The sequence below is a fragment of the Pseudomonas sp. NFX224 genome (assembly GCF_048565165.1).
Lineage (GTDB): Bacteria > Pseudomonadota > Gammaproteobacteria > Pseudomonadales > Pseudomonadaceae > Aquipseudomonas.
On sequence record NZ_CP183416.1, the window covers coordinates 316,396 to 330,220 of the forward strand.

General features: G+C 60.7%; 8 protein-coding genes. 2 read left to right on the forward strand and 6 right to left on the reverse strand.

The features are described 5' to 3' along the window. Positions 1–99 precede the first annotated feature (99 nt). The 6 genes from ACNYC6_RS01365 to tpx all read right to left on the reverse strand — a co-directional run bounded on the left by ACNYC6_RS01365 (position 100) and on the right by tpx (position 12,061). Positions 100–2,232: a putative bifunctional diguanylate cyclase/phosphodiesterase gene (locus ACNYC6_RS01365; RefSeq protein ID WP_419710729.1), complete on the reverse strand. Its 2,133-nt coding sequence runs from the start codon at positions 2,230–2,232 to the stop codon at positions 100–102. 168 nt (positions 2,233–2,400) lie between these two features. Next, on the reverse strand, positions 2,401–3,864 hold the full coding sequence (locus tag ACNYC6_RS01370; protein WP_419710730.1) for an efflux transporter outer membrane subunit: 1,464 nt from the start codon (positions 3,862–3,864) through the stop codon (positions 2,401–2,403). Continuing rightward, entirely contained in the window at positions 3,861–6,968 is a 3,108-nt protein-coding gene (locus ACNYC6_RS01375; RefSeq protein ID WP_419710731.1) for an efflux RND transporter permease subunit, read from the reverse strand. The genes ACNYC6_RS01370 and ACNYC6_RS01375 overlap by 4 nt, the downstream gene beginning before the upstream one ends. Beyond that, the gene (locus ACNYC6_RS01380) at positions 6,965–10,069 is read right to left on the reverse strand and encodes an MdtB/MuxB family multidrug efflux RND transporter permease subunit (RefSeq protein ID WP_419710732.1); all 3,105 of its coding nucleotides are present in this window, start codon (positions 10,067–10,069) and stop codon (positions 6,965–6,967) included. Before ACNYC6_RS01380 ends, ACNYC6_RS01375 begins: the two co-directional genes overlap by 4 nt. Beyond that, the gene (locus ACNYC6_RS01385) at positions 10,066–11,382 is read right to left on the reverse strand and encodes an MdtA/MuxA family multidrug efflux RND transporter periplasmic adaptor subunit (RefSeq protein WP_419710733.1); all 1,317 of its coding nucleotides are present in this window, start codon (positions 11,380–11,382) and stop codon (positions 10,066–10,068) included. The genes ACNYC6_RS01380 and ACNYC6_RS01385 overlap by 4 nt, the downstream gene beginning before the upstream one ends. 178 nt (positions 11,383–11,560) lie before the next feature. Next, positions 11,561–12,061 carry a thiol peroxidase gene (gene tpx / locus ACNYC6_RS01390; RefSeq protein ID WP_419710734.1) on the reverse strand — a complete coding sequence of 167 codons (501 nt, stop codon included), beginning with the start codon at positions 12,059–12,061 and terminating at the stop codon, positions 11,561–11,563. A 264-nt stretch (positions 12,062–12,325) separates the two neighbouring features. Here tpx and ACNYC6_RS01395 point away from each other — a divergent pair, with 264 nt between their 5' ends. Together ACNYC6_RS01395 and ACNYC6_RS01400 are read left to right on the forward strand one after the other, a co-directional pair. Beyond that, entirely contained in the window at positions 12,326–12,751 is a 426-nt protein-coding gene (locus ACNYC6_RS01395) for a YciI family protein (protein ID WP_419710735.1), read from the forward strand. A 280-nt stretch (positions 12,752–13,031) separates the two neighbouring features. Next, positions 13,032–13,823, forward strand: coding sequence for a hypothetical protein (locus tag ACNYC6_RS01400; protein WP_419710736.1), 792 nt, complete (start codon positions 13,032–13,034; stop codon positions 13,821–13,823). The last annotated feature ends 2 nt before the right edge of the window (positions 13,824–13,825 follow it).

Here is a 13,825-nt window from a genome sequence, read left to right on the forward strand (position 1 = left end):
TGGGCTGTAGCAGCTGCCGAGCCTGCGAGGCTGCGTTCGGTGGCGCAGCCGTCGTGAAATCAGGCACTGCGGTTTTCAGATGAATCTCAGGGTCAGGGTTTACGAAGGCTCTGCCGCCGAACGCAGCCTCGCAGGCTCGGCAGCTGCTACGGGCGTGAGTTCCAACTGCTCCGCACGATGGATTTCCACCATGAAGCGCTCGGCCGGCAACGGGTGCCCTAGCAGGTAGCCTTGCAGCGAATCGCAACCCAGCTGAGTGAGGAAGTCCTGCTGCACACCGGTTTCCACACCTTCAGCCACGATCCGCAGGCCCAGTGCCTGACCGAGGGCGACGATGGCGGAAACGATGGCGGCGTCATCGCTGTCACGCTCCAGATCACGCACGAAACCACGGTCGATCTTCAGCTCGTTGGCCGGCAGGCGCTTGAGGTACATCAGGCTCGAATAACCTGTGCCGAAGTCGTCGATGGACAAATCGACGCCCATTTCCGACAGTTCCTGCAGCACCGTCATGCTCGCATCGGCATCGCTCATGGCAGTGGTTTCGGTGATTTCCAGGGTCAGGCTGTTGGCCGGCAGATGGTGCGTGGCCAACGCCTTGGCCACGCTCTGCACCAGCCCGGCGTGGCAGAACTGCAAGGCGGACAGGTTCACTGCAATACGCCAATCGGTGTAGCCAAGCACGTACCATTCGCGCATCTGGCGGCAGGCTTCGTTGAGCACCCATTCGCCAATCGGAATGATGAGGCCGGTCTTTTCCGCCAGCTCGATGAATTTGTCCGGCAGCAACATGCCCTGGGTCGGGTGGTCCCAACGCAGCAGCGCTTCGGCGCCGACCGGCCGACCGTTGTTGGCATCGAACTTGGGCTGGTAATGCAGGCTGAATTCTTGATGCTCCACGGCGTTGCGCAGGTCTTGCAGCAATTGCAGCTGCTTGCGTGCGTTGCTGTTCATCGAGGCGTCGAAGAAGCTATAGCCGTTTTTGCCCGCCCCTTTGGCGTGATACATCGCTGCGTCGGCGTTCATCAGCAATTCGTGGGCGGTCTGGCCATTGCCCGGATACAGCGCGATACCAACGCTGGCCGAGATCTGCAAATCATGCTCGGCGACCCGGAACGAGCGGGCGATCAACCCGACCTGCCGTGCCGCGAGGCCCATCGCGTCATTCTGTTCGCTGAGCTGCACCAGCAACACGAATTCGTCGCCGCCGATGCGTGCCAGCGTGTCCTGGCTGCGCAAATCCTCGCGCAGGCGCAGGCTGACTTCCCGCAATAACTGGTCGCCCATATGGTGACCGAAAGCGTCGTTGACCGGTTTGAAGCCGTCCAGATCGATAAACATCAGCGCAAAGCAACCGCCCTCGCCCTTCACCCGCGACATGGCCTGGTCGATGCGGTCGGCGAGCAATATCCGGTTCGGCAGACCGGTCAGGGTGTCGTGCAACGCCAGTTGCGTCAGTTCGCGGTTGGCTTCGGTCAGCGACTGGGCAAGGCCTGCGGTGCGGGCTTCGAGCCGAGCGTCGAGGATCGAAGTCAGCAAGGCAATGCTCAGCACCGCCAGGGTGGTGATCAGCACCAGGTTATCCAGGCCCTTGCCATTCAATCCGTCGACCGCAGCCCCGCAAAAACTGCCATCGGCGAAGCGTGCCGCGGCCATGCCGGTGTAATGCATGCCAACGATGGCAATGCCCATGATCATTGCCGCACCGCCGCGAATCAGCCGCACGTAAGGCGTGTGCTGGCGCAGGCGGAACGCGATCCACAGCGCCGCGCCGGAAGCGACGACCGCGATGAGCAATGACGCGCCGAACAGTGTCGGGTCGTAATCGATGCCCGGCTGCATGCGCATGGCGGCCATGCCGGTGTAATGCATGGCGCTGATGCCGGCGCCCATGATCAGCGCACCGAACGCCAGTTGCCACAGCGGCAGGCGCGGCTGGCTGACCAGCCACAGGGCGAAGCCGCTGGAGAGAATGCCGGTCAGTAGCGAAAGCAGGGTAATGCCGATGTCGTAGCCCAGATCGATGGGCAACGTGAAGGCGAGCATGCCGATGAAATGCATCGACCAAATGCCGATCCCCATGGCAAAAGCACCGCCCGCCGTCCACAGATGCACGGCGCGGCCCTTGGCCGTGGTGATGCGGCCCGTCAGGTCGAGGGCGGTGTACGAGGCGAGAATCGCCACGCACAGCGAGATGATGACCAGCGTTGGAGAATAACTACCGATGAGCATGGGGATGTCTCGCAATCACCCCCGTACCGCTTCCATTCTCGAGGGCGCAAATGGCGCGATTGTACTGATTCCAAATGAGAACGCACTCACAAAATTAGCAAAAGGCCATCAAGCCGATGAAACGCTTGTTTGATCGACCTTAAACGCTCTAGCGCAACGCACCCCGCCCTATAGCCGCCCGTCCCAACCACCACCCAGCGCAGCGATCAACTGCACGCTGGCAATCAGGCGGCTCTGCAACAAATCCAGATTGCTGCGTTCATTACTCAGCGCCGACGCTTGAACCACGACCACGTCCAGGTACGCAATGACCCCGGCCTTGTACTGGTTCTGGGTCAGGCGCAGCGATTCGCGGGCCGCATCCAGCGCCTGTTGGCGCACCACGGCTTCGTCTTGCAGCACCTTGAGCTGGACCAGATAGTTTTCCACTTCACGGAAACCGTCGAGTACGGTCTGGCGGTATTTGGCCACGGTTTCGTCGTAGGCCGCTTCGCTGCGATCCACCTCCGCCGATCGCTGTCCGCCATCGAACAAGGTCATGGCCAGTTGCGGGCCAACCGACCAGAAACGGTTCGGCAGGCTGAACAGGTCTTTCGACGTGCTGCTGCTGTAACCCCCGTTCAGACTCAGGGTCAGGTCTGGGTAGTAAGCGGCCTTCGCCACGCCGATGTTGGCGTTGGCAGCAATCACCGAACGCTCGGCGGAGGCAATGTCAGGGCGGCGCTCCAGCAGCTGCGAAGGCAGGCTCAACGGCACTTCGGGCAACGCCGGAATGTTCTCTGTCTCCACCAGGCTGAACTCGGCCGGCGGCAAGCCGATCAGCACCGCGATGGCGTTTTCGAACTGGGCGCGTTGCCAGATCAGGTCGACCATATCGGCTTCGGTGCCCTTGAGCTGGGTTTGCGCCTGAGCCACCGCATCCTTGCCGGACACACCGGCGCGGTATTGGTTTTCGGTCATTTTCAGCGAGCGCTGATAGGCCTCGACGGTCGCTTCCAGCAGACGCTTCTGCTCATCGATCACCCGCAATTGCAGGTAGTTCTGCACCAGTTCCGACTGCTGGCTCAGGCGCATCGCCGCCAGATCGGCAAAACTCGCCTGGGCATTGGCGGTATCGGCTTCAAGACCACGTCGCAATTTGCCCCAGATATCCGCTTCCCAACTGACGCCAGCCTGTGCGGTGTAGGTGTCACGGATACCGCTGGAAGAACTGGTCAGGCTGGAACTGCTACTGCCAGTGCCCTGGCTGGAGCGGTTTTTCCCCAAGCTCAGGTCCACCGTCGGGAAAAACGCACCCCGGGCGCTGCGCACCAACGCCTGGGCCTGCCGGTACTGGGCTTCGGACTGGGCAACGGTCTGGTTGGACGCGTTGAGTTTCTCGATCAGGTCATTGAGTTGCCGGTCGCCATACAGCTCCCACCACGCACCACGGGCCAAGGAATCGCTCGGATTGGCCTGACGCCAGCCGGCCGCTTCCTTGTACTGCGCCGGTTCCGCGGTTTGCGGGCGCTGATAATCCGGGCCGATGGCACAGGCGCTGAGCAACGCCATGCACAGCGACAGACTCAGCAGCCGCGAGCCTCGGGCGGCGATCAGCGGTGTAGCCAGGTTGAACAGCGAACGGTCAGTCATAGCGGAGTTTCCAGAGCAGCATCAGTACGCACCCCACGCCAGTGGTTGAAGCGATGGCGCAGTTTGTCGAGATAGAGGTAAACCACCGGAGTGGTGTAAAGGGTCAGCACCTGGCTGAAAATCAGCCCGCCGATGATGGTCAGACCCAGCGGCTGGCGCATTTCCGCCCCTTCGGCACGGCTCAGCAACAACGGCAAGGCGCCGAGGATTGCCGCGAGAGTGGTCATCAGGATCGGCCGCAAACGTTGCAAACAGGCGTTGCGAATCGACTCCAGCGGCGCCATGCCTTGGTGTCGCTCCAGTTGCAGCGCCAGGTCGATCATCAGGATGGCGTTCTTTTTCACCACGCCGATCAGCAGGAACAGGCCTAGCAACGAAATCAGACTGAATTCGCCGCCCAGTGCATAGATCGACAGCAAAGCGCCGACACCCGCCGAAGGCAAGGTCGAGAGGATGGTCAGCGGATGAATGTAGCTTTCATACAGCACGCCCAGCACCAGATACACCGCCACCAGCGCGCCAAGGATCATCCACGGCTGGCTCTTCTGGGTCGCGGCGAAGGCATCGGCAGTGCCGGCCATTTTCGCAATGACATCTTCCGGCAGACCCACCGAGGCAATCGCCCGTTCGATGGCGGCGCTGCCCTGCTCCACCGTCACGCCTTCCGCCATGTCGAAGGAAATGCTTTCCGAGGCGAACTGGCCTTCGTGGCTGACGCGGTCGTCTTCCAGGCTGTTTTCGTAATGGGCAATGGTCGACAACGGAATCCGTGCACCATCGGCGGTGATTACCTGCACCTGCTTGAGGGTGATCGGGTCCTGGGCGTATTTCGGATTGACCTCCATCACCACCTGATACTGGTTGAGGCTGTCGTAGATGGTCGAAATCTGCCGCTGGCTGTAGGCGTTGTTCAACACCGCCGTGACCATGTCCATGTCGACACCCAGGCGTTTGGCCTGGTCGCGGTCGACAATCAACGTCACCTGCTGCGCACCACGACCTTCGCGGGCGTCGATTGCCGTCAGCTCAGGCAGAGCCTTGAGCGCGGTCACGACTTTCGGATACCACTCACGCAGCGCCCCCAAGTCACCACTTTGCAGGATGTAGGAATACTGCGAGGTCGTCTGCTCGCGGCCACCGCCGAATTGCAGGTCCTGATCGGCCATCAGCATCAGTTGCGCACCGGCAACCTTGGGCATTTCCTTGCGCAGGCGTTCAATAACCTTTTGCGCGGAAATGCTGCGGTCCTTGATCGGTTTGAGGCGTACCAGCATGAACGCGTTGTTGGTGCCGTTGGTCCCGCCTATGAAGCCCGCGACGCTTTCCACCGCGTCGTCCTTGAGCACGGCGCGGCGGAATATTTCCATTTTCGGCTGCATCACGCTGAACGACAGACCGTCGTCGCCGCGCACGAAACCGATCAACTGGCCGGTATCTTGCTGAGGTAAAAATGTTTTAGGAACAACCACATACAACGCAACGTTAACGCCGATCGTGACGAACAGACTGAGCAACGTCAGGCGCCGATGACGCAGTACCCAGTCGAGACTGGTCGCGTATTTGCCGACCATCCATTCGTTGGCCCGCTGACTCCAGCGTTGCAAACGGTTCTCCTGCCCCGGTGTGTGTGGCTTGAGCCAGCGGGCGCAGAGCATCGGCGTCAGGGTCAGCGAAACCACCAGGGACACCACGATGGCCGCCGCCAGGGTTATGGAGAACTCGCGAAACAGGCTCTCGATGATCCCGCCCATGAACAGGATCGACAGGAACACCGCCACCAGCGACACGTTCATCGACAGCAGTGTAAAGCCGACTTCCTGGGCGCCGAGATACGCCGCTTTCATAGGCCGAACGCCCGCATCGATGTGCCGGGAAATGTTCTCCAGCACCACGATGGCATCGTCCACCACCAGCCCGGTGGCGAGGATCAGCGCCATGAGCGACAGGTTGTTCAGCGAGAAGCCGTAGAGGTACATCACCGCAAACGTGCCGACCAATGACACTGGCACCGCCAGCGTCGGAATCAGTGACGCCCGGAAGTTACCCAGAAACAGGAACACCACCAGAATCACCAGCACCACGGCGATCAACAGCGTCATTTCCGCTTCGTGCAACGTGGCCTTGATCACGGGCGAGCGGTCCATGGCCACGTTCAGCTTGACGCTGGCCGGCAACACCGCCTGCAACGCCGGCAGTTGAGCCTTGATCTCATTGACCGTCTCGATGATGTTGGCGCCGGCCTGGCGGTTGATCACCAGCAATACCGCCGCGTCGTCGTTGAAGAAACCGCTGTTGTAGCGGTCTTCAACACCGTCGCTGACCTTGGCTACATCCTTCAGGCGCAGGGCCGCGCCACCGTTGTAATGGATGATCAGCGATTCGTAGTCCTTGGCCTTTTCCAGCTGGTCGTTGGCCTGAACCTGCCACAAACGCTGATCGTCCTCGACCGAGCCCTTCGGCCGACGCACGTTGGCGTTGGCGATGGTGTTGCGCACATCGTCCAGCGCCACACCGTACTGATTCAGCGCCTGCGGTTCGAGTTCGATGCGCACCGCCGGCAGGGAGCTGCCGCCGATCTGCACTTCGCCGACACCCTGCACTTGCGACAGGCTTTGGGACAGGATGGTCGAGGCCAGGTCGTACAGCTGGCCTTTTTCCAGCACGTCCGAGGTCAGCGACAGCACCATGATCGGCGCCTGGGACGGGTTGACCTTCTTGTAGGTCGGCATGCTGCGCATCCCGCTGGGCAGCAGGTTGCGCGAGGCGTTGATCGCCGCCTGCACTTCCCGCGCCGCGCCGTTGATGTCGCGGTCGAGGTCGAATTGCAGGATCACCCGTGTCGAGCCCTGGCTGGAGCGGCTGCTCATGGTGTTGACCCCGGCGATGGCGCCGAATGAACGTTCCAGCGGCGTGGCCACGGTGGATGCCATGACTTCGGGGCTGGCGCCGGGCAGACTGGCCTGCACCACGATCACCGGGAAGTCCATTTGCGGCAGCGGCGACACCGGCAGCAGACCGAAACTCACGCCACCCAGCAGCATGATCGCCAGGCTCAGCAGCATGGTCGCGACCGGGCGTTTGATGAAAGGTCCTGACAGGTTCATGGCTGCTCTACCGCTTCCACGGGCTCAGGCTTGCGCCCCCAACGCCGACCAAGACGGTCGAAGTACAGGTAGATTACCGGCGTGGTGAACAGTGTCAGAATCTGGCTCAGCAACAAACCGCCGACCATCACCAGACCCAACGGCTGACGCAGTTCCGCACCGGAACCGGTGGCCAGCATCAGTGGCACTGCGCCGAACAGCGCGGCCAGGGTGGTCATCAGGATCGGCCGGAAACGCAGCAACGCGGCTTGATAGATCGCCGTCTCGGGATCCATGCCCTGATTGCGCTCAGCATCCAGCGCAAAGTCGATCATCATGATCGCGTTCTTCTTGACGATACCGATCAGCAGAATAATGCCGATGATCGCGATCATGCCCAGGTCGTTGCCGCTGAGGATCAACGCCAGCAAGGCGCCGACCGCCGCCGAAGGCAAGGTCGAGAGGATGGTGATCGGGTGAATGTAGCTCTCGTAGAGCACGCCCAGCACGATGTACATGGTCACCACCGCCGCCAGAATCAGCAGCAAGGTGCTCGACAGCGACGCCTGGAACGCCTCGGCCGCGCCCTGGAACTGGGTCTGCACGCCGATCGGCATGCCGATGTCCTTCTGCACCTGTTCGATGATCTCGACCGCATGCCCCAGTGCCACGCCGGGCGCGAGGTTGAACGACATCATCACCGCCGGGAACTGGCCGATGTGGGTGATCGCCAGTTGCGCCTGACGCTCTTCGATATGCGCCAGGCTGGACAGCCGCACCTGGCCGCCATCAGTGGTCTTGACGTGGATCTGGTCCAGCGCCTGCGGGCCGATTTTCTCGCCGGACTGCGATTGCAGCACCACGCGGTATTGGCTGGCCTGGGTGTAGATCGTGGAAATCTGCCGCTGGCCGAAGGCGTCATACAGCGCGTCGGTGATATTCGACACCGACACCCCGACCCGCGACGCGGCGTCGCGGTCGATCACCAGATAGACCTGCAAGCCCTTGTCCTGCAAGTCGCTGGCAACGTCGGTCAACTCCGCCCGTTGGGCCAGGGCTTCCACCAGACGCCCGCTCCACAGGCTCAATAGCTCCGAATCCGGCGACGACATGCTGAACTGGTACTGCGTGCGGCTGACCCGGTCTTCGATGGTCAGGTCTTGTACCGGCTGCATGAACAGGCGAATGCCCACCAGTTTGTCCAGTTCCGGTTGCAGGCGTGCGATGACCTCGGTTGCGCTCAGGTCGCGCTCGCTGTGGGACTTGAGGTTGATCAGCAGTCGGCCGCTGTTCAGCGTCGAGTTGTCACCGTCGACGCCGATGTAGGACGACAGGCTCTCGACCGCTGGATCCGCCAGAATCACCTTGGCCAGTTCCTGTTGGCGATCGCTCATGGCCGCAAAGGAAATCGACTGCGGCGCTTCGGAAATCCCCTGGATCACCCCGGTGTCCTGCACCGGGAAGAAGCCCTTGGGCACGACCATGTACAGGAACACTGTCAGCGCCAAGGTACCGATTGCGACCATCAGGGTCAGCGGCTGGTGCTTGAGCACCCACTGCAATTTGCGCCCGTAGGCGGCGATCATCCAGTCGATGAAGGCACCGCTGGCGCGGTAGAAACGGCCCTGCTCTTCTTCCTTCGGTTCACGCTTGAGCAGCCGCGCGCACATCATCGGCGTCAGGGTCAGGGACACGACCAGCGAGATCAGGATCGCCACCGCCAGGGTGATGGCAAACTCGCGGAACAACCGCCCGACCACGTCAGCCATGAACAGCAGCGGGATCAACACGGCGATCAGCGACAAGGTCAGGGAAATCAGGGTGAAGCCGATTTGCTTCGCCCCCTTCAGCGCCGCGTTCAGTGGGCTGTCGCCCTCTTCGATATAGCGGGAAATGTTCTCCAGCATCACGATCGCATCGTCCACCACGAAACCGGTGGCGATGGTCAGGGCCATCAGGGTCAGGTTGTTGACCGAGAAGCCCGCGAGGTACATCACGCCGAAAGTGCCGATCAGCGACAGCGGCACGGCCACCGACGGAATGATCGTGGCGCTCGCCCGACGCAGAAAGAGAAACGTGACCATGACCACCAACGCAATGGCGATCAGCAGTTCATGTTGCACGTCCTTGACCGAAGCGCGGATGGTCTGGGTGCGGTCGGTCAGCACGATGACGTCGAGGCCGGCCGGCAGGTTGTCGGTGATACTCGGCAGCAGCGCCTTGATGCGGTCCACCACTTCGATGACGTTGGCACCGGGTTGCCGCTGAATGTTCAGCAACACGGCCTGGTTTTCGTTGGCCCACGCGGCCAGACGTTCGTTCTCGGCGCCGTCGACAATCTCGGCCACATCCTTGAGCCGCAATGGCGCGCCGTTGGCGTAGGCCAGGATCAGGTTGGCGTAGTCCTTGGGTGAAGTCAGTTGATCGTTTGCATCGAGCATCGAAACCCGGGTCGGGCCGTCGAAGTTGCCCTTGGGCTGGTTGACGTTGGACGCGCCAATCAACGTGCGCACGTCCGATAGGTTCAGGCCATTGGCAGCCAAGGCTTCGGGATTGACCTTGATCCGCACCGCCTGACGCTGACCGCCGGCAATGCTGACCATGCCGACGCCGCTGATCTGGGCGATTTTCTGCGCCATGCGCGTGTCGACCAGATCATTGAGCTTGGGCAACAACATGGTCTTGGAGGTGATGGCCAGGGTCAGCACCGGCGTATCGGCCGGGTTGACCTTGTTGTACACCGGCGGCGCCGGCAGGTCCTTGGGCAACAAGTTGGTCGCGGCGTTGATTGCGGCCTGCACCTGCTGCTCGGCGACGTCCATGTTGATGTCGAGGCTGAAACGCAAGGTCAGCACCGAGGCGCCACCGGAACTGGTGGATGCCATTTGCGTCAGGCCCGGCATCTGCCCGAACTGCCGCTCAAGCGGCGCGGTCACGGCGCTGGTCATGACATCCGGACTGGCACCGGGATAGAGCGTCATGACGCGGATGGTCGGGTAGTCGACCTGAGGCAATGCCGATACTGGCAGCAGCCGATAAGCGATCACGCCGGCCAGGATAATGGCCAGCATGCTCAATGTGGTGGCTACCGGGCGAAGGATGAACAGCCGCGAGAGATTCATGCGCCGCCCTTTTTCGCCTTGTCAGTGGTCGCCGGTTCAGGGGTGTTGGCCGCCGATTTGCCCTGCAGGTGCCCTGCCGGACTGGTCGGCACTTGCTGCGGGTCGTTGACCACTTCCACGTCACTGCCATCCTTCAAGCGGTCGGTGCCCTCCAGCACTACGCGGTCGCCTGCGGAAAGGCCTTCGGTGACCACCGTGTTTTCACCGTCGCTGGCACCGATTTTCAACTGGCGGATCTTGACCTTCTTGTCGCCGTCCAGGGCATAAACGAACGTGCCGTTGGTGCCGAACTGGATTGCCGCAGACGGTGCGAGGACGACGTCTTTAAGGGTGTCAGCGAGCAGGCGCACGTTGACGAACTGATTGGGAAACAGCGACTGGTCACGGTTGTCGTAGCGCGCCTTGAATTTCAGGGTGCCGGTGGTGACATCGATCTGGTTGTCCAGGCTCTGCAACACGCCGGTGGCTTGCAACTTGTTGTCGCCACGGTCCCAGGCCTCGGCCGGCAGTTTGGCGCCGCTGCGATAGCGCGCGAGCACGGTGTCGAGGCTGTTTTCCGGCAGGGTGAAAGCCACGCTGATTGGTTGGGTCTGGGTGATGATCGCCAGCGCCGTGGTGTCGTTAGCGGCTACGAGGTTGCCGACATCGAGCTGACGCAGGCCGACCCGGCCGGCGATCGGTGCGCGGATCTTGGTGAATTCGAGATTGAGCCTGGCGTCGTTGACTGCCGCCTGATTGGTCTTGACCGTACCCTGGAACTGACCGACCAGCGCGACGGCGGTGTCCAGGGTTTGCTTGGCAATACTGTCCTCCCGGTACAAACCGGTATAACGCTCGACATCCACCTGGGCGTTTTTAAGTTGCGCCTGATTCTGCAACAAGGTGCCTTCGGCCTGGAGCAAGGCGTTCTGGTACGGGCGCGGGTCAATCTCGGCGAGCAGGTCGCCGGCCTTGACCATCTGCCCTTCCTCGAAATTGATCTTCATCAGCTCACCGCCGACGCGACTGCGCACGTTGATGGTGTTCAGCGCCGTGACCGTGCCCAACGCCTTGTAGTACAGCGGGAAATCACCCTTGACCGCCGGGGCTACGCGCACCGGAACCGGTCCGGAAGCACCGCCGAAGCCTGGACGCATCGCTCCCGACCTGCCGGTGTGACCGGCCACGGCTTTTTGCCCTGCACCCTCTTTCGGTGCAGCACTGCCTGGCCAGAATTTCCAGCACAGGGCGGCGATGACCAGCAGGACAAGCAGGCCAAACAGCCAGCGACGGGGACTACGGGAAGCGGAGGATTGCATTGAGTGATCAACCATTGGGCGCGTGGGCTTTCTTTACATGAGGCTGAACGATAAGCACTGGCGGGTCTTAAGCAAAGCGCCTTTACCGGCAATTTACCTTCGGCTTACGTAACAGGAGATTTATCCAAGACACTGAAACACAAATGAAAACGGCCTGGACAGGGCCAGGCCGTTAACAATTGTAAAGCCAGACTTACTTCAGTACAGCGAGTGCCGCTTCGTAGTTCGGTTCTTCAGCGATTTCCTTGACCAGTTCGCTGTGCAGCACGTTGTCGTTTTCGTCCAGTACCACAACGGCACGGGCGGTCAGGCCTTTCAACGGGCCGTCAGCGATGGCCACACCGTAGTTCTCGATGAACTCGGCACCGCGCAGGGTCGACAGGTTCTGTACGTTTTCCAGACCTTCAGCACCGCAGAAACGCGCTTGGGCGAACGGCAGGTCAGCAGAGATGCACAGCACCACGGTGTTGGCGATGTCGTTGGCCTGGGCGTTGAACTTGCGCACGGAGGTGGCGCAGGTCGGAGTGTCAACGCTTGGGAAGATGTTCAGCACTTTGCGCTTGCCGGCAAAGTCTTTCAGGGTGACGTCGGACAGATTGCCGGCAACCAGGGAAAAGGCTGGCGCCTTGGAACCGGCTTGAGGCAGTTGGCCGTTGACTTGAACCGGGTTGCCTTTAAGTGTGACTTGAGCCATGAACGGAGTCCTTCTGAACGTTGTTGTAGAGAATTTTGAAGAGGCCGAAGTTAACCACGAAATGGCCCGGTGACCTACCCCGGATACAAAACATGTATACACCGTCAAAACCTGTAGGAACGAGCCTGCTCGCGATAGCGACTTATCAGTCACCGCGATGAAGAATGTACTACACCCGTTGCAAAAAAATCCGGCAGCGCTGTCGATCCAGGCAAGCGGCATTCGACTACAACTGAATCATTCAAATTCAGCGGAGACATCGCCATGCGTTTCATGATCATTGTAAAAGCCAGCCAGGATTCCGAAGCCGGCATCATGCCCAGCGAAGAACTGCTCACGGCCATGGGCAACTACAACGAAGAACTGGCCAAGGCCGGCATCCTCCTCGCCGGCGAAGGCCTGCAACCGAGCAGCAAAGGCGCCCGCGTGCGCTTTACCGGCGATAAACGCACGGTAATAGACGGCCCGTTCGCCGAAACCAAGGAACTGATCGCCGGTTACTGGCTGTGGCAGGTGAAATCGAAAGAAGAAGCGATCGAGTGGGTCAAACGCTCCCCCAATCCGATGCCGGGCACCGAGGCCGAGATCGAGATTCGCCAAGTGTTCGAGCTGGATGACTTTGGCGCGGAGTTGACGCCGCAATTGCGCGAGCAGGAGGAACGGGTGTTCGGGCAGGTCAAAAAGTGCTGAAAATGTGAGCGGGCTTGCTCGCTCACACCACTCAGTACATTCCCCCCACGAAAAGAGCGTTTTCCGAGGAAAGCACTTTTTTGCATAAGCTTTTTAGTGCACAACACTGGTGAGATTTTGCGCACAAAACCAAAGAATTAATCCTTTCGACTGGCTAAACCGCGATTAGCTGCTAGCGTCAACCAGACGTGTCCTACAGGCTTGATACCAAAAGAGATTGCGTAGTAACGGCCAGCAAGTGCCGAGTCATCTAGTGAGCCACCAGGGAATCGGGGGAATCATGTTGAAAAAAATGGGGATGGGCACTTTTGTTCTGGTGACCTCGCTTGCGCCTTTCATTTCTGCCCAGGCTGACGACGCCGAGACGGCCAACAAAAGCAACAACCCGTTGAACATCGCGCCGGGAATGAGCCTGCAGGACTACTACACGCCGAAATACTACGACTCCAATATCCACAGCAATGACGTACTGGTGCGCGGTACCCTGCCGATTGCGCCCAACGATTTCATTGGCGTCCCGCAATTAATACGCGTCACCGCGCCGATCAGCACGCGTCCCGATCCGAACAGCGGCTACAGCACCGGCGAAGGTGACCTGAACCTGTTCGATATCTTCCTGCTCAAGACCGAAGGCGTGCAGTTGGGCGTTGGCCCGATGATCACCGCGCCGACCGCCGACCAGGACGAATTGGGCACCGGCAAATGGCAAGGTGGCCTGGCCGCCGTGGCCATCGACGCCTCTCCCCGAGGCCTGTTGGGGGCGCTGGTGCAGTACCAGAGTTCCTTTGCAGGTGACAGCGACCGGCCTCACGTCGAAAGCGCGACCCTGCAGCCCTTCATCATCCACAACCTGGACAAAGGCTGGTACCTGCGCTCAACCGGCACGTGGACCTTCGACCTTAAGAACGACACCCATTACATCCCCCTCGGTTTGGGTGGCGGCAAGGTGTGGAAATCCGGGCCCAATGTCCTCAACGTCTTTGTCGAACCACAGTGGACCGTGGACCACAAAGGCGATGGTTTGCCGAAGTTCACGCTGTACGCCGGACTCAACGTCACGTTTGGAAAGTGAGG